Origin of the sequence: Burkholderia sp. 567 (assembly GCF_040545115.1) — a bacterium.
In the GTDB taxonomy this organism is placed as follows: Bacteria; Pseudomonadota; Gammaproteobacteria; order Burkholderiales; family Burkholderiaceae; genus Burkholderia; species Burkholderia ambifaria.
Map to the genome: position 1 here is coordinate 891,222 of NZ_JBEPLG010000002.1, position 15,756 is coordinate 906,977.

General features: G+C 63.7%; 16 protein-coding genes. 3 read left to right on the plus strand and 13 right to left on the minus strand.

Annotated features, from left to right (window positions below; all coding sequences use genetic code 11):
* Positions 1 to 478: 478 nt before the first annotated feature.
* From ABIC50_RS09465 to ABIC50_RS09475, 3 genes are read right to left on the minus strand one after another with little or no spacing between them, the layout of a single operon-like run.
* A complete protein-coding gene (locus tag ABIC50_RS09465) occupies positions 479 to 976 on the minus strand; it encodes a TPM domain-containing protein (RefSeq protein ID WP_012365293.1) in 498 nt (165 codons plus the stop codon).
* A gap of 2 nt (positions 977 to 978) precedes the next feature.
* Complete coding sequence (locus ABIC50_RS09470) at positions 979 to 1,812, minus strand: TPM domain-containing protein (protein WP_354163372.1); 834 nt, start codon at positions 1,810 to 1,812, stop codon at positions 979 to 981.
* 17 nt (positions 1,813 to 1,829) lie between these two features.
* Positions 1,830 to 2,492, minus strand: coding sequence for a LemA family protein (locus ABIC50_RS09475; protein WP_354163374.1), 663 nt, complete (start codon positions 2,490 to 2,492; stop codon positions 1,830 to 1,832).
* A gap of 467 nt (positions 2,493 to 2,959) precedes the next feature.
* Here ABIC50_RS09475 and ABIC50_RS09480 point away from each other — a divergent pair, with 467 nt between their 5' ends.
* Positions 2,960 to 5,176 (plus strand): copper-transporting P-type ATPase, encoded by a 2,217-nt coding sequence (locus ABIC50_RS09480; RefSeq protein WP_354163376.1) that lies wholly within the window; start codon positions 2,960 to 2,962, stop codon positions 5,174 to 5,176.
* Positions 5,177 to 5,327: 151 nt separating this feature from the next.
* Positions 5,328 to 5,834 (plus strand): P-loop NTPase family protein, encoded by a 507-nt coding sequence (locus ABIC50_RS09485; RefSeq protein WP_244098276.1) that lies wholly within the window; start codon positions 5,328 to 5,330, stop codon positions 5,832 to 5,834.
* Positions 5,835 to 5,928: 94 nt separating this feature from the next.
* Here the strand turns inward: ABIC50_RS09485 and ABIC50_RS09490 are convergent, their stop codons facing one another.
* Together ABIC50_RS09490 and ABIC50_RS09495 are read right to left on the minus strand one after the other, a co-directional pair.
* On the minus strand, positions 5,929 to 6,741 hold the full coding sequence (locus tag ABIC50_RS09490) for a hypothetical protein (protein WP_354163378.1): 813 nt from the start codon (positions 6,739 to 6,741) through the stop codon (positions 5,929 to 5,931).
* Between the two features lie 263 nt (positions 6,742 to 7,004).
* Positions 7,005 to 7,820: an AraC family transcriptional regulator gene (locus tag ABIC50_RS09495; protein ID WP_354163380.1), complete on the minus strand. Its 816-nt coding sequence runs from the start codon at positions 7,818 to 7,820 to the stop codon at positions 7,005 to 7,007.
* A 120-nt stretch (positions 7,821 to 7,940) separates the two neighbouring features.
* Between ABIC50_RS09495 and ABIC50_RS09500 the strand changes: the two genes are divergently transcribed.
* Positions 7,941 to 8,600, plus strand: a complete 660-nt coding sequence (locus ABIC50_RS09500; protein WP_354163381.1) for a glutathione S-transferase family protein — start codon at positions 7,941 to 7,943, stop codon at positions 8,598 to 8,600.
* A 72-nt stretch (positions 8,601 to 8,672) separates the two neighbouring features.
* Here the strand turns inward: ABIC50_RS09500 and ABIC50_RS09505 are convergent, their stop codons facing one another.
* The 8 genes from ABIC50_RS09505 to ABIC50_RS09540 form a co-directional block, all read right to left on the minus strand.
* A complete protein-coding gene (locus ABIC50_RS09505) occupies positions 8,673 to 9,761 on the minus strand; it encodes a porin (RefSeq protein ID WP_354163661.1) in 1,089 nt (362 codons plus the stop codon).
* A gap of 237 nt (positions 9,762 to 9,998) precedes the next feature.
* Positions 9,999 to 10,334, minus strand: coding sequence for a Rieske (2Fe-2S) protein (locus tag ABIC50_RS09510; RefSeq protein WP_354163382.1), 336 nt, complete (start codon positions 10,332 to 10,334; stop codon positions 9,999 to 10,001).
* Positions 10,335 to 10,337: 3 nt separating this feature from the next.
* Positions 10,338 to 10,649 carry a YciI family protein gene (locus ABIC50_RS09515; RefSeq protein WP_012365279.1) on the minus strand — a complete coding sequence of 104 codons (312 nt, stop codon included), beginning with the start codon at positions 10,647 to 10,649 and terminating at the stop codon, positions 10,338 to 10,340.
* A gap of 5 nt (positions 10,650 to 10,654) precedes the next feature.
* Positions 10,655 to 11,527, minus strand: a complete 873-nt coding sequence (locus tag ABIC50_RS09520; protein WP_354163384.1) for an intradiol ring-cleavage dioxygenase — start codon at positions 11,525 to 11,527, stop codon at positions 10,655 to 10,657.
* Between the two features lie 28 nt (positions 11,528 to 11,555).
* Entirely contained in the window at positions 11,556 to 12,623 is a 1,068-nt protein-coding gene (locus tag ABIC50_RS09525) for a maleylacetate reductase (RefSeq protein ID WP_175694355.1), read from the minus strand.
* 7 nt (positions 12,624 to 12,630) lie between these two features.
* Complete coding sequence (locus tag ABIC50_RS09530) at positions 12,631 to 14,097, minus strand: aldehyde dehydrogenase family protein (protein WP_354163386.1); 1,467 nt, start codon at positions 14,095 to 14,097, stop codon at positions 12,631 to 12,633.
* A gap of 32 nt (positions 14,098 to 14,129) precedes the next feature.
* The gene (locus tag ABIC50_RS09535; RefSeq protein WP_126226489.1) at positions 14,130 to 15,149 is read right to left on the minus strand and encodes a hydroxyquinol 1,2-dioxygenase; all 1,020 of its coding nucleotides are present in this window, start codon (positions 15,147 to 15,149) and stop codon (positions 14,130 to 14,132) included.
* Positions 15,150 to 15,193: 44 nt separating this feature from the next.
* Complete coding sequence (locus tag ABIC50_RS09540) at positions 15,194 to 15,688, minus strand: cupin domain-containing protein (RefSeq protein ID WP_354163388.1); 495 nt, start codon at positions 15,686 to 15,688, stop codon at positions 15,194 to 15,196.
* Positions 15,689 to 15,756: the final 68 nt, after the last annotated feature.

The following is a 15,756-nucleotide window of genomic DNA, read 5'->3' on the forward strand; positions in this document are numbered from 1 at the left end:
GGTCTGGCGTCCCGCAGGAGAAGCCCCCGTTTCACGACGACGCCTCTGGAGGTGGTTGCTCGTCGCCTGCCGCAAGTGCACCGACACGATTAGCCGGTCATGATGGCTGTACTTGCGGTCGGCGCGATTCTCTCGCGTCCCGGTCACTTCGGGCTGCACCTATAACGCTCGCGCGCTCATTGGACATGGGCCATAAGGGAAGCGCCAGTGCGGGTCCTACAGGCAACGTACGTAACCGAAACTGTTGGAAAAGCGAGTGTTCGGATGTTGACGGCGGTCACGCAAACATACGTACGATTTGACATCGTCGGGTCGGCCACGCAAGCCATTGATTTGCCGAGAGAGTTCGGACGTAACCAAAACCAGCGGTGACGCGTAACCAGAATTAATGTACCTCGGCATTTGGCAACCTCGGAGCCAACGGTTTCTCACAAAATTCGCAGATTTCCGCTCCGGAGGATCGATATGAGGTCGAGGCCTACATCACGACGGGCGAACTCGAAAGGTCGTCGCGCCGCGGACCATGAGCTGGAAAGTGTTTTCTCAACAGCTCGGTAACCTGCTCGACACCCCGCAGCGCACCGGACCGGAAATCTCCTTGCCGGAAATGGGCCTCCATGGCTTGGCAAATCGCCTCCCATTCGCGGCCATCCACCTTGGCGTGTATGCCTCGGTCCACAACGATTTCGACGTCGCGGTCCGCAAGAAGCAGATAGATAAGAATGCCGTTGTTGTGCTCCGTGTCCCAAACCCGGAGGTCCGAGAAAACCTCGATGGCACGGTCCCTCGCAGATGTGCCCTTCAGCAAGGCGCCGATGTGCAGCGCCCCCTCTACAGCAAACCTGACTTGACCCACGTGCGCGCGATGACTGGTACGTACAGCCTCTTCAATAGCGATAAGTGCTTGCCGTGAAAATGCGCTGTTGACCCGCCAGTGGGTCGTGAAGAGATGCCGAAAGAGGCGTTTCAGGTCCATGCTCACCACCGTCCCGATGCGCCACCGCCGCCAAAGCCGCCACCGCCTCCGCGAAAGATGTCGCGATTCGAATCACTACCGAAACGCCCACCGCTACCGCCAATGAAGCGCCCGCCAACCGCGCCCATCCCGCCCCCCAGCAACGTGAAGAGCAGCGCCATCAGTCCTGCCGCGATAGCGACAAAAAGCGCCCCCGACAAAACCCACGCGAGTACACCAACGACTCCGCCTGTAACGGCGGCCCCCGGCAATCTCCCGAGCATGGCGCGCAGCAGGCCGCCGGCCATGACCGTCAGGAGGAAGAGAAGCGGAAGTAACCGTCCGGCGCCGGTGCTTGCCTGATCTCGTCGCTGCGGCGGGGGCAACTGCTCGCCGCTGGTGACGCGCATCATGCCGTCGAGGCCCGCAGTGATGCCGCCGTAGAAATCGCCGTTTCGGAACCGGGGAACGATTGCCTCGTTGATGATGCGATTGCTCGTCGCGTCGGTGAGCACGCCTTCGAGGCCGTATCCGACCTCGATTCGAAGCGTTCGGTCGTTCTTGGCGATAATCAGAAGCGCGCCGTCGTCGACGTTCTTGCGCCCCAGCTTCCATTGCTCGACGACTCGCATCGAATACTGTTCGATGGTTTCCGGCGCCGTGGTTGGAACAACAAGAACCGAAATCTGCGTTCCCTTTTTCGCTTCGAACTCTTTCAACGTCTGCTCAAGGCCAGCCTTCTGGTCGCTGGTCAGGGTTCCAGTCTCATCGGTTACTCTCGATGTCAGCGGCGGGACAACGGCGTCCGCGTGGGCGTGAACTCCCCCCAACACAAAGAAGGCCAAGACGACGGCCATCGCCAGTCGGAACACGTTCAATTGGAAGCCCTGCCCGCAGATGCCGGCGTCGAGCCGAAGTCGACCCGCGGCGGCCTGGAAATCTCGGCTTCGTTGCTCACCGAGAAGTTGGGTCGTTCCAGATAGCCGAACGCCTTTGCAGTCAAATTACTCGGGAACGAACGTACCGTCGTGTTGTACGTCTGGACGGAGCGAATGTATCGATTGCGGGCGACGGCGATACGATTTTCCGTACCCTCGAGCTGCGCCTGCAAGTCCCGGAAGTTCGCATCCGACTTCAATTGCGGATAGTTCTCCGATACCACGAGCAGACGTGACAGAGACGACGTGAGCTGCCCCTGCGCCGCCTCGAACTTTGCGAACGCCTGCGGGTCGGCAAGAAGTTCAGGCGTGGCGCGAATCGAGCCCACTTGCGCCCGAGCCTCCGTCACACTGACGAGCACTTCCTTTTCCTGGTTCGCGTACCCCTTCACCGTGTTGACGAGATTGGGGACAAGGTCGGCACGCCGTTGATACTGATTTAGAACTTCTGACCAACTGGCCTTCACCTGCTCGTCTTCAGTCTGGATCGCGTTATAGCCGCATCCAGTGAGAGCAAGCAGGGAGACGGCCAGTGCGGCCGTCAGAAGTGCGCGTGCCAGACCGCGCCGCGCGGAGATTGCTGCCGATTTTTCCAACATGGACGCGCCTCTGCTCGATATTCCGCGGCATTCCGCTCACGGGTGCACTGTCTATCGTAAGTAGCCGGGCGAGCGCAGCGTTGATGCACGTCAATGCTGCGTTGCCGAGCATGTCCGCGCCGATACACCCATCCGCTCGCACGCTCGCTCCATGGCTCTTATTCGTATGACGAATTTGGGTTCTTAATTTTGTTGAGCGACGTCAAACCGTCGAAGGGGCGCGAGCATAGAGTGATTCCGGAATTCAACCGGCTTTCGAAAACGATGCTCGTGGACCGTCAGGCCGCGCAGGCAGCATCCGGCCGAAAAGTTTTACCTATTATGTTCGGGAAGCGCCCGGCCCAGGTACATTGAAATCAGGCGGGCCCGCCCACAGCCGACGCTGTGGCGTCTCACTGTACGCAACTGATGTACCGGCCGGCCTCGGTCAATAACCGGAGCGGAACGGCTGAGCAAAGGAGCGTCAAATGAGCGGTCAACCTGGCGAAGACAAGCGTTATCGTCAACGGATTTCCGAGCACGTGTCATCGGGCGGGCATCACACACACGAGACGGCCAAGCAGCAGCCCCAAGCGATGCCCGAGGGCACCGTCTACACGTGCCCGATGCACCCTGAAATTCGCCAGGACCACCCGGGGCAATGTCCGAAGTGCGGCATGACGCTGGAGCCGATTCTGCCCAGCGTCGACGAAGGCGAGAATCCGGAACTGATCGATTTCCGACGCCGATTCTGGTGGACGTTGCCACTGACCGTCGTCGTTTTCGTGCTGGCGATGTTCGGCCATCGCCTGAAACTGATGGATGCCGGCACTGAAAGCTGGGTCGAGTTCATCGTCTCCACGCCGGTCATCCTGTGGGCCGGCCTGCCGTTTTTCGCGCGGTGCATTCGCTCATTCATGAACCGCAGCCCCAACATGTGGACGCTCATCGGGCTCGGGACAGGCGCCGCGTATATCTACAGTGTCATCGCTACCCTCTTCCCCGGCGTGTTTCCTGAAACGTACAGCGAGCACGGCCGAGTCAGCGTCTATTTCGAAGCGGCGGCGGTCATCATTTCGCTGACGCTTCTCGGGCAGTTGCTCGAACTGAAGGCCCGCTCGCAAACGTCCGCAGCCATCAAGGCGCTGCTCGGGCTCGCCCCCAAGACGGCCCGACGCATCAACCCGGACGGTTCCGAGGAAGACATTCCGTTGTCCCATGTACATGTCGGAAACCTGCTTCGCGTGCGGCCCGGCGAGAAAGTCCCCACGGACGGCGTGGTGACCGATGGCTCGAGTTCGCTGGACGAGTCCATGATCACCGGCGAGCCCATTCCCGTCACCAAGCGCGTTGGCGACCACGTCATCGGCGCGACGATGAACGCGACAGGCAGTCTCATCATCCGCTCGGAAAAGGTCGGCTCCGAGACGGTGCTGTCGCAAATCGTGCAGATGGTCGCGCAGGCGCAGCGGTCCCGGGCCCCCATGCAGCGGATGGCCGACAAGGTGGCTGGGGTGTTTGTCGTCGGGGTCGTCAGCGCCGCTCTTCTGACGTTCTTCGTATGGGGCATCTTCGGGCCCGAGCCCAGCTGGGTGTTCGGGCTCATCAACGCTGTGGCGGTGCTGATCATTGCGTGCCCCTGCGCGCTCGGTCTTGCGACGCCAATGTCCATCATGGTCGCGAGTGGCAAAGGAGCCACCAGCGGAATTCTCTTTCGCGATGCGGCCGCGATCGAAAATCTGCGAAAGGTCGATGTACTGATCGTCGACAAGACGGGCACGCTGACCGAGGGGCATCCAGCCTTCGAGCGGGCCGTGGGCACAAACGGATACACGGCCGACGAGGTGCTTCGTCTGGCGGCGAGTCTCGACCAGGGCAGCGAGCATCCGCTTGCCGCGGCCATCGTCGCGGCTGCGCGTGAGAAGAACCTGACTTTGGACCGCCCGGAGAATTTCGAATCCGCGACGGGTATCGGCGTGAGAGGACTGGTCGCCGGCAGGAAACTCGCGCTGGGCAACACCGCGCTGATGCAGACCGACGCAGTCTCGGTCGAATCGCTGGCCAACGAGGCGGACGGCATGCGCGCGCAGGGCGCCAGCGTCATGTACCTGGCAGTCGACGGCGGCTTGGCCGGGCTGCTGGCAGTCGCCGACCCGATAAAGACGACGACGCCGGAAGCGCTTTCGACATTGAAGGAGAACGGTATTCGCGTCGTGATGGCGACCGGTGACGGCGTGGTCACGGCCAAGGCCGTGGCCGAGAAGCTTGGCGTCGATGAATTCCATGGGGAGGTGAAGCCTGCCGACAAGCTCGACCTGGTGACACGGCTTCAGCAAGCCCGGCATGTCGTGGCGATGGCCGGGGACGGCATAAACGACGCTCCCGCGCTTGCCAAGGCCGATGTCGGCGTGGCGATGGGAACCGGCACGGATGTGGCAATGAGCAGCGCCCAGGTGACGCTGGTCAAGGGCGACCTGCGCGGTATCGCGCGTGCTCGGGCGCTGTCCGAGGCAACGGTCGCGAACATGAAGCAAAATCTTGGCTTCGCGTTCGTATACAACGCACTCGGTGTTCCGTTGGCGGCTGGGGTGCTTTATCCATTCACCGGTTTGCTGCTCTCGCCGATGATTGCCGCACTGGCCATGAGTCTTAGCTCCGCTTCGGTCATCTCGAACGCTCTGCGACTGCGCAACGCGAAGATTTAGCTTTTCTCGCAGCGTGCGTCGCCATGCGGATCTGCGATCATGCGATTAACCGGCTTGGCAAGCTTGCGCTCCGAGCCATCGCCGATCAATTGAGCTGCGGCACTTGACGATCAAGAGATTAGCCGTTGGCCCCCACGAGACGAGCCCCCGTATGGATCTGCATAGAACGCTGATAGTGGGGAATTCGGGCTCCGGAAAAAGCTGGCTCGCCGAACGAATCGCGAATCGGTTGGCGGCGCCCTGTGTAGATCTGGATTCGATTCATTGGCTTCCGGGCGGATACAGCGTTGCTCGGGAGCGCAACGATGCCGTTCAATTACTGCGAGATGCCGCGAAAGCTGATCGATGGGTCATCGAAGGCATTTACGGTTCGCTCGTCAATGAGATCCGCGATGACTCCACCGCGCTGATCTGGTTGTGCCTCGACGAAGCGGAATGCGTTGAGAATATCCGTCACCGCGGTATTCGTCGAGGAGGAGACGCGGCGTCATTCGCCGCGCTGCTGGATTGGGCCTCGACGTACCGAAGTCGTCAGGGATCGAGTTCATACGTTGGCCACCAGAAATTGTTTGAGGAATACGGGGCCGACAAGCGGATTCTTCGATCACGCGATGACGTAATGGCCTTCCTCCATCGTTGGGACGCGCAGTCTTCCTAGGCTCTGCGATGCGTCAATCGGCGACGCCAACTCACCCGGGCGAGTCAAGACGGCGTCGGATATCGCGCGTGAAATGCACTTGATCGCAATACCGCTACTTCGACAAACTCAACTTCTTCAACACCACCGCCCCACTCGCCGGACTCACCAGCGAAATCGATTCGACATCCAGATACAGCCTTGAAGTCCTCGTCGTGATGTCGGTCGGCTCGTCGTTGCTCGGCTCCGCGTGTTCGACGTGCTCCATCAGATACGGCCGGACCAGTCGCCCGGAAATAGCGACCGCGAACTGGCCATGCGTTTGCGCGTACGCGGCCGGCGAAAGGTTCACACGGCCGCGAACGGTCGACTTCCCGCCTTTTCCGGGATCGAGCTCGATGATGTCGATCTGCTGGATATAGCCTTTCGCCTTCGCCTCGGCCGCGATCACGAGCCCTCGCCCGCGCTTCCCGGTAATGCTCTTCTTGAGCAGGATGCCTTTCCGGCCTTCGCCGTCGCTGTCGACCAGGTCGACGTCCACCTTCAACACATGCTTCTTCGACTGATACAGCAGCCCATACGACACCGGCACCAGGAAAGTCACGTCACGATCCAGATTGACCGCGGCCAGGTCGGCGTTCCGGCCATGTTGGTCGGCACCACCGGGCACCAGGCTGCGAACGCGATCGCTCAGGGAGGGGGCCGCGCTTTTGATGTGCTGCTTCTGGAGCGCGTCCCGAATCGCAACCGGATCGTCGCCGACGATCGGCCGCGTGGGTGACGTGTCGGGCGACACGGCGGGCGCAGCGCTCGCCGTATCGCCGACATTGGCGGCCTCGGCACGCATCGCGACTTGCGCCAGCATGATCGCCACGGCGGCAACGCACACGACATTCCGACGACCCAACATGGATTTCCGGTAAAACACGACAGACTCCTGATTATCTGACTGACCGGCCGACCACGCGATCGGCAGGATGAAATTGATGGGCAGCGCGCCAACCGTTCGAGCTCACCGGTCGCCTACGCGACACATCGTAGGTTCAATTGCAGCTCGGCGGCAGGCCAGCACGCCACACTATCGTATTGCCCGGACTACAACAATCCGACAATCCACGACCGGCGAGCAGCCGCCCGACATGCGGCAGGCAATGACATTCGGTTGCCCGTCACGAAGCCGCACCCGCCACCTCACTGCTGCCGATCGTCCCGCCGATACTCCGCCGGCGCCTTCCCGACCAACTTGCGGAAATCGCGCGTGAAATGCGCCTGATCGAAATACCCGAGCGCATGCGCCAACTCCGCGAGATCGACCGGCTCGCCGCCGGCGAGCTTGTCGGCGGCCTCATGCAACCGGTATCGACAGATCACCCACTTCGGCGTGACCCCCACATGGCTGGAAAAGAGCTGCTGCAGCGTGCGCTCACTCAACCCCGCACGCTCGGCCAGATCACGCACCTGCGTCAGCGCGAGGTCCTGCTGCAGCATCTGCAAAATGGCATGAATGCGCTCGACCTGCGGATCCGGCGGCGGCAGCACGCGCAACAGCAGCGCCTCGGCCGCCGCCACCATCGCGGCATCGTCCTCGCCGCCGAGCACGGCGTTTTCGGCTTCCGCATCGCCGCAATCGAGCAGCGTCGACACCGGCACCACCTTGTCGGTCAGCAGATGCACGGGTTTGCCGAGGAACGCGCGAAACGCACCGGGCCGAAACCGCATGCCGATCACCTTCCCGGCCCCGGCCAGCGTCGTCTCGAACGCGCCCGACACCACACCGAAGATTCCCGTGCGTCGCCGGTCGAACACCAGGTTCACGCATGGATACGGCAGCGTGCGCTGCACGTACGGCGGCTGGTCGCGCAGATCCCATTCGACGACCCAGTGATGATCGAGCACCCCGGCCAGTTCGGCACTCGGATAGTATCGATTCAGGCGGAAGCGCTGGTTGAACGCTTTCGGGCCGACGACGCCCTTGGGCGGATCGGTCACGTTACGCAAGTCGGCCATGGTGACGAACGGATGGAAGGATTGCGTAATGATGCACCGCCACAGCGGATTTTTCCAAGACGGCGGCCGGCAATCCACCTACATTGGAAACCTTGTCCCGACCGCACACCGGAGCCCGCCATGCCGCAAGACCGTCACCTGACCCTGTTCCATTCCCCGCGCAGCCGATCGGCGGGCGCCCGCAAGCTGCTCGAGGAACTGGGCGCCGACTATGAAGTACACGCGTTCGATCTGTCGACCGGCAAGCACCACGAAGCCGATTACCTCGCGATCAATCCGCTGGGCAAGGTTCCCGCGCTGCGTCACGGCGACGTGATCGTCACGGAGCAGCCCGCCGTCTATATGTACGCGGCCGAACTGTATCCGGAAGCCGGGCTGTCGCCCGCGCCGGGCGACGCGCTGCGCGGGCCGTACCTGCGCTGGATGGTGTTCTACGGTTCGTGCTTCGAGCCGGCCATCGTCGACCGCTCGATGAATCGTCCGCCCGCCGCCTATTCGATGTCGCCCTACGGCGATTTCGATGCCGTCGTCAACGCGCTCGAGGCGCAACTAGCAAAGGGGCCGTACCTGCTCGGCGAGCGCTTCACGGCGGCCGATGTGCTGTGGGGCTCGGCGCTGAACTGGACCACGATGTTCAAGCTGATACCCGAGACGCCGCGCATTCGCGCGTATATCGATCGCATCCTGGCACGCCCGGCAATCCAGCGCGCCCAGGCGGCGGATGCGGCGCTGGCGGCGGAGCAGGACAAAGCCAAAGAGAACGCCGCGACGGCGAGGTAGCCCGGCGCCATGCGGAGCTTGACGCAAGCTCCGCCCCGACACCGGCTGACCCGCGCGCCGCCGCCGCGTCCGTCAAAACATCGTATGCAACCCGATCCGCGCCACCGCCTGGGTCGCTGAACTGGACGCCCCATTCGGGTCGAGCACGCCGTTGATCTGCGCGTTGGCGCCGCTGTTCGCGCGTTGATAGTCGCCGGACACATAAACCATCGTCCGCTTCGACAGCAGGTATTGAAGCGCGACGCTGACCTGATGCGCGTGGTTGTCGTTCACGGCTTCGTTGCCCTTCATGTACATGTACTTCGCGCCCAGAAAAACGTCCGGCCGGACGCGCCACATGCCGCCGGCTTCAGCCATCCACACACCGGCGTCGTTGAACGAATTGTGGACGGTGGTCAGCAACGCCTTCGCGGTCACCGCGCCGAAGTCATAGTGCATCCCGACGCCCCAGTTGCGCACACTGGTCGACGGTGTACCGGGCGCCGGACCGTACTTCTCGTTCGTATAGGCCGCGCCGATACCGAACGCCCCGACTTCGTAGTTCAACCCGGCGCTCACGGCATTGTCCGCGCCGATGGAACCGGCCACGCCGCCGAACGCATACATCACGCCACCGGAGAAACCCGCAATCGTCGGCGAACTGTATTTGACCGAATTCGCCACCGGCTTGCTGCCGGCCGTTCGATCCCAATCGAATGCGCCGGTCGGATTGTTCGGCAGCGCAAGACGCTGGAACGGGCCATTCCTGAACCCGTACAACCCGCTGATATCCATCGAAATCGCGTTCCCTTTCGCGAACAGGGCATCGACCATGAAGTCGTACTGGTTCCCGAGCGTGATGTTGCCGAAGCGGTCGCTCTCGATGCCGACGTATGCATTGCGGCCGAAGATCCCGGTGCCGATGATGCTGCCGTTCGCCATCGAGAACTGGTTCACGAGCGCGAACGTCGCGCGATATCCGCCGCCGAGATCCTCGGTGCCGCGCAAGCCGAACAGGTTCGGCGTGAAGATGCCGTCGTCGAACTTGACGTTCTTCCCTCCGCCCTCGTTGCTGACATACGAAATGCCGCTGTCGATCAGACCGAACAAGGTCACGCTGCTTTGCGCGTAAGCGCCCTGCGCGATGACGAGCATCGCGGCTGCTCCAAACCTGAGTTTCATTGTGTCTCCGTCTTTTTTCTGTGAATGCGAACGGCCGCCCACTGTGTCGCGGGTACTCGACCGATGTTTCGTGAAACAACGACTTCCCCATCCCGGTTTCTCTTTCATCCGGGTCGGAAAATTACTTAGTTTTACTGATTGTAAAGCGTGAATGAAATCCCGCTCATTCCCGATTTCATCCACCTCGATGCGATTGCCCGATCATCCGAATACGGCTGGGCAATCCCACCTTTCGACTCAAGCGCCGCGACAGACCACCCATGCCGCCGAATCCACCTCGACCGCCACGGCTTCCAGCCCGGCACCCGAGCATGGTCCATCGATGCACACACCATCGTCGAACCGGAACAGCGCACTGTGATGCGCGCACATCAGCACCTGGGACCGGTAACAGGAAACGTTGCCCGGCACGAAATCGAGCGGAACCGAGAAATGCGGACAACGGTTCACGTACGCCCACACCTGCTCCCCACGCCGCACGACGATGACAGGTTGCCCGATGCTCGCCTCGTCGACGACCCGCGCGCCGCCGTCGGGCACCTCGGAGAAGCGACAGAGTTGCGTGGCGCCCATGACTCACACTCTCCGCTCGGGATTGCCGAGGCTCCAATCCCACGGACGCACCTCGACCCGCGAGAACAGCCCTTCCTTCACGTACGGATCGTTGCCGACGAACTGCATCACCGCATCGATGTCGTCCGCTTCGATGACGAGCAGCGTGCCGTTCATCGCATCGCCCTGCGGATCGAGTGTCGGCCCGCCGAGCCGCACATAGACGCCGTGCTGCGCGGCGGAACGCAGGTACGTCCGATGTGTGGCGCGCACGCGGTCGCGCACGTCGCGCATCCCGGGTTGGTCGGTCGCAAACACCGCGAAAAATCGAGCCATGTCGGTCAGCTCCGGTCGAGCACGAAGTCATACGTCGCTTCGCGGTACGCGCCTTTCAACCCGAACCGGCGTGCAAGTTCATCGTCCGCCGCACGCGGCCGATACGCGACCATCAGCGACGGCTTCACGCCGAACACGGCATCGGACTCCAGATACGCATCCTCCTCGTCGAACAGGTGCGTGACGAGCTTGCGGTAGCCCGGCGCGTCGATCATGAAGTGCAGGTGCGCGGGCCGCCACGGATGGCGTCCGGTGGCATCGAGCATCTTGCCGACCGGGCCGTCGGTCGGAATCGGATAGCTGACCGGCAGAATCGTCGTGATCGCATAGCGGCCTTCGGCATCGGTCCGGTAGCGGCCGCGCAGATTGCCGTGCGGTTGTGCCTTGTCCTGCCCGGAATACATGCCGTTGTCGGCGGTCTGCCACACGTCGAGCACGGCGCCCGGCACCGGCGCACCGTCGGTGCCGAGCACGCGGCCGTGCACGACGACCGGCGTGCCGGGCGTGAACGCCATGTTCTCGCCGTACGCACGCTCGGGCATGCCCTCGATGTAGAACGGGCCGAACACGGTCGTTTCCGTCGCGCCGGTGGCGAAACGATGATTGATGGCATCGACCAGCATCGACACGCCCAGCGTGTCCGACAACAGGATGAATTCCTGGCGCACGACGTCGTCGCACATCTGCCCGGTTTCGGTCAGGAAGCGGATCGCGGTCATCCACTCGGCCTCGGTCAGCTCCGTTTCGCGGACAAACGCATGCAGGTGCCGCACGAGGCTCTGCATCAGCACGCGCAAGCGCGGGTTCGGCGTACCGTCGAAGCTGGCGACGACCTGCTCGGTCAGCCGGGTGTCGCCGTCATGATGTTCATTCGTCACGTTCGTCTCCTTGGATGCGGCCGGCCGCTCACTGCGGCGCGTGCCCTTGCCACGCACGCTGAAGCAATTCGCGAATCGGCGCGCGTTCGATCGGCCGCGGATTCGCGTAGGGGTTCCGGCATGCGAGGTCGGCGGCTTCGTCGAGGCCCGCTTCCGGCATCCCGATATCGGCAAGCGCCGCCGACAGGCCGAGCTGCCGATTCAACCGGAACAACAGCGGCCCGGCGTCGGCCGCGTCGGTGCCGCCCAGCGCCCGCGCGACCCGGCGCAGCGCGTCGGGCGCCGCGGCATGGTTGTAGTGCGCCGTATGCGGCAACATCGCGGCGTGGGTCTGCGCGTGCGGCAGGTTGAAGGTGCCGCCGAGCGTATGACAGAGCTTGTGGTGCAGCGCCATGCCGACCGCGCCGAGACACGTGCCGGCAAGCCATGCGCCGTACAACGCGCGGCTGCGCATCTCGCGGTCGTCTGGTGTGCGAACGATGGCCGGCAGTGCATCACCGAGCGCGCGAATCGACTCCTCGGCCATCAGGCTGATCACCGGGTTCGCATCTTCCGCATAGAGCGCTTCGACCGCATGCGCCATCGCGTTGACGCCGGACGCCGCCGAAATCCCCGGCGGCAGCGACAACGTCAGGGACGGGTCGTAGAGCACCGTACGCGGCAGCACGCGCGCATCGCGCCCGGTGCGCTTCAGCCGGCCTTCCGTGAGCCCGTAGATCGGCGTCATCTCCGAACCCGCATAGGTCGTCGGCACGGCGAGGATCGGCAGCGACGATTCGAGCGCGATCGCCTTGCCAAGGCCAATCGTCGAGCCGCCGCCGATCGCGATGCAGCAGTCCGCGCCCAGCTCGGCCGCCCTCTCACGCGCGGCACGGGCCACCTCGATCGGCACGTGCATCACGGCCTGCGCGCATACGCCGGCCGCCCGCTCGCCGAGCACGCCGGCGACCCGTTCGGCGAGCGGCTGCTGCTCGGGCGTCGACAGAATCAGCGCGCGGTGCGCGCCGAGCGCGGACAACTCGTCAGGCAGCCGCTCGAGCGCGCCCCATTCGAACACGACGCGCGACGGCGTTCCCTGATAGACGAAGCGCTCCATGGCAGCCTCAGCGCTTGAAATGCGGCGGCACGTTGCCGTCGACGTTGACCCACACCGAGCGCGCTTCGGTGTAGTCGTGCATCGCCTCGAAACCCATCTCGCGGCCGTAGCCCGACTGGCCGACGCCGCCGAACGGACTGCCCGGATTGACGCGCTTGTAGCAGTTGATCCAGCACATGCCCGCGTCGATCCGCGATGCCATCCTGTGCGCGCGGGACAGATCGTTGGTCCAGAGGCCGCTGCCGAGCCCGTATTCGGTCGCATTGGCGATCGACAGCGCTTCCTCGTCGCTGCCGAAGCGCAGCACGGTGACGAACGGGCCGAACACTTCCTCCTGTGCGACGCGATCCGACGCGCTCTTCGCTTCGATGACCGTCGGGCGCACGTAGTAGCCGTTGGCGAGCGCCGCATCCTGCGGCACGCTGCCGCCCGTGAGCACACGGCCGCCCTGCTCGCGCGCGACGTCGACGAACGACAGCACGCGGTCGAGATGCTGCTTCGACGTGAGCGGCCCCATCTCGGTGTCCGGGTCGAGCGGATTGCCGACACGGATCGACGACGCCAGCGACACGAAGCGCTCGAGGAATGCGTCGGCGATGCGTTCGTGCAGCACGAGACGCGAACCCGCGATGCACGCCTGCCCCTGGTTGTGGAAGATCGCCCACGCGGCGCCGTTGATGGCGGCGTCGAGGTTCGCATCGTCGAACACGATGTTCGCGCCCTTGCCGCCCAGCTCCAGCTGCACGCGCTTCAGGTTGCCCTGCGATGCCTCGACGATCCGGCGGCCCGTCGCCGTCGAACCGGTGAACGCAATCTTCCCGACACCGGGATGTTCGGCGAGCCGCTGGCCCGCCGTATGCCCGTAACCGGGGACGATGTTGACGACACCGGCCGGGAAGCCGACCTCGGCCATCAGTTCGACGATACGCAGCGTCGACAGCGGCGTGATCTCCGACGGCTTGAGCACCACGGTGTTGCCCGCGGCCAGCGCCGGGCCCATCTTCCAGCTCGTGAACATCAGCGGGAAATTCCACGGCACGATCTGGCCGACGACGCCGATCGGCGCGCGCTGCACGTAGTTCAGGAAGCCGGTTTCGACCGGAATCACCGAGCCTTGCAGCTTGTCGGCCATCCCGCCGAAGTAGCGGAAGCATCCTGCCGTGCGCGGCACGTCGAGCGCGCGCGAATCGCGGATCGGGTGGCCGGTGTCCAGCGATTCGAGCTGCGCGAGTTCCTCCGCGTTGGCTTCGATCGCGTCGGCGAGACGCAGCAGCAGCCGGCCGCGTTCGGCCGCCGGCATGGCCGACCACTTCGGGAACGCGCGGGTGGCCGCTTCCACGGCCAGGTCCACGTCCGCCGCGGTCGCCGCGGCGATCTTTGTGATCAGCGAGCCGTCGTGCGGATTGAGCACGTCGATCGTGCCACGCTCGACGGCGTCAACGAAGCGGCCGTCGATGAAGAGTTGGGTTTGCATGAATCGTCCTCGGTATCGCGCGCATGCGCTGCTTAGAATTCGATCGGATACGGCGCAAGCTCGCCGCTCTCGTATCGCTGCGGAAGGTCCGGCGTCGCGTTTTCCCAGACCAGCAGCATCGAGCGCTTTGTCGAGTAGCCCTGGTGCCGGATGTCCGCGGGCATCGCGCAGATGTCGCCGGCCCGCATCGTGATGCGTGCGCGCGGCGCACCGGTGTTCTTGTCGCCGATGTCCCACACGATTTCGTCGGACAGTTGCAGGAACCATTCGACGCGGTCGTTGCCGTGGAACACCGGCAGGATGAATTCCTCGGTGGTCGGGCAGAACAGGCTGCGCCCGCACACGGAGGTGACCGACGGATTCCACGTCACGTCCGAGCGCGACAGGTACTTGAACAGGTTGAACGCGTGCAGCTCGCCTTCGAAGCCGGGCTTCACATGCACCTCGGGCTCGTCCTGGCCGACGTCGCGGAACGCGCGGTTCACCGGCAGTTCGTCGCGCAGCGGCGAGTCGCCTTCGAGGCCGGGCATGCGGCGCGTCGCGATGCGCGTGCGTTCGATCGCCGCGCCGTTCTCGCCGTGCTTGCGGCCGAATGCCGTGCCGGTTTCCTCGGGCGCCGCGAACGGGTCGAAGCCTTCGTTGGTCCAGTCGTGCAGCATCGCCTTGAAAGTCGCCATGATCGTCGGCGTTTCGAAGGTCTCGGTGTAGTCGACGCCGGCTTCCTTCAGGATTCCGTTGAATGTGCCGGCATAGACGTCCACCTTGCCGTAGTGATTGCGCGTGCCGAACACGTGATCGAAATTCACCCAGCCGTAGAAGAAGCCCCATGCCACGTCGCGCATCATCGCGCGCAAAAACGCGTCCGCGGGGATCGCATGCGTGCGCGTGCTGCCCTTCGCCGGCCAACTGATTTTCACGAAATACTCGTCGCGCTGGAACGCGAACGCGCCGAGGTGGAAGCGGCGGTAGCCGGTGACGGCATCGGCTTCGGTGGCTTGCACCAGATCGGCGGCAAAGCCGGCGGAAAGATCGAGGGTCTCGAGAGTGGCCATCACGTGTCTCCTGGAATAGTCGAATTGGGGGGCGGTCGGATCGGTCAGTGCAGGCAGATATCGGCCCACTTCTCGACGGACAGTTCGCCGAGCACGGTCTGCACGAGCGCGACGCCCGGCTTGTCGGCGGCGAACCGATACGCGCAGCCGCCCGGCAGCAGCGCCTGATGCCCCTTGCGCAGGACGACGTAGCCCATCTCGCGGCCCGCCGGCTGCGTGCCGGCGCTCACGGTGCCGCGGCCGGTGGTCGGCGGGTTGTCGAGCTTGATGAATTCGATGCGGACTTCGCCGTCCATCTGGATCGCGAACTCGTCGTGCGCGCAGGCAAACCACGGCGACTCGCCGTCTGTGCGCAGCACTTCGATCACGTATTCGAGGTTCTTGCCGGCGACGACTTTCTCGTAGGGGGCCGACTTCGATGCCACCTCGAAGACGTTCGAGAAGGCGTAGTGCTGCGCGCTGCCGCTGGTGATTTCGATCTCGCCCTTGGTGTAGCTGTCGAGCGAGCCAAAGACGGTGTGGAATGCCGTGTCGGTCATTGCTGTCTCCTGAGTTGTACCGCTTGTTGGATTCAACTCTAGGGGCAAGGGCGCCCCTCAACAAGGCA

What these genes read in the sequence shown, in the direction of transcription:
- ABIC50_RS09470 (WP_354163372.1), bottom strand. Translation starts at nt 1,812, where the DNA reads ATGGCCGTCGTCTTGGCCTTCTTTGTGTTGGGGGGAGTTCACGCCCAC.
- ABIC50_RS09500 (WP_354163381.1), top strand. Translation starts at nt 7,941, where the DNA reads ATGCCGCAAGACCGTCACCTGACCCTGTTCCATTCCCCGCGCAGCCGA.
- ABIC50_RS09505 (WP_354163661.1), bottom strand. Translation starts at nt 9,761, where the DNA reads ATGAAACTCAGGTTTGGAGCAGCCGCGATGCTCGTCATCGCGCAGGGC.
- ABIC50_RS09535 (WP_126226489.1), bottom strand. Translation starts at nt 15,149, where the DNA reads ATGGCCACTCTCGAGACCCTCGATCTTTCCGCCGGCTTTGCCGCCGAT.
- ABIC50_RS09525 (WP_175694355.1), bottom strand. Translation starts at nt 12,623, where the DNA reads ATGGAGCGCTTCGTCTATCAGGGAACGCCGTCGCGCGTCGTGTTCGAA.
- ABIC50_RS09530 (WP_354163386.1), bottom strand. Translation starts at nt 14,097, where the DNA reads ATGCAAACCCAACTCTTCATCGACGGCCGCTTCGTTGACGCCGTCGAG.
- ABIC50_RS09475 (WP_354163374.1), bottom strand. Translation starts at nt 2,492, where the DNA reads ATGTTGGAAAAATCGGCAGCAATCTCCGCGCGGCGCGGTCTGGCACGC.
- ABIC50_RS09540 (WP_354163388.1), bottom strand. Translation starts at nt 15,688, where the DNA reads ATGACCGACACGGCATTCCACACCGTCTTTGGCTCGCTCGACAGCTAC.
- ABIC50_RS09465 (WP_012365293.1), bottom strand. Translation starts at nt 976, where the DNA reads ATGGACCTGAAACGCCTCTTTCGGCATCTCTTCACGACCCACTGGCGG.
- ABIC50_RS09510 (WP_354163382.1), bottom strand. Translation starts at nt 10,334, where the DNA reads ATGGGCGCCACGCAACTCTGTCGCTTCTCCGAGGTGCCCGACGGCGGC.
- ABIC50_RS09495 (WP_354163380.1), bottom strand. Translation starts at nt 7,820, where the DNA reads ATGGCCGACTTGCGTAACGTGACCGATCCGCCCAAGGGCGTCGTCGGC.
- ABIC50_RS09485 (WP_244098276.1), top strand. Translation starts at nt 5,328, where the DNA reads ATGGATCTGCATAGAACGCTGATAGTGGGGAATTCGGGCTCCGGAAAA.
- ABIC50_RS09515 (WP_012365279.1), bottom strand. Translation starts at nt 10,649, where the DNA reads ATGGCTCGATTTTTCGCGGTGTTTGCGACCGACCAACCCGGGATGCGC.
- ABIC50_RS09480 (WP_354163376.1), top strand. Translation starts at nt 2,960, where the DNA reads ATGAGCGGTCAACCTGGCGAAGACAAGCGTTATCGTCAACGGATTTCC.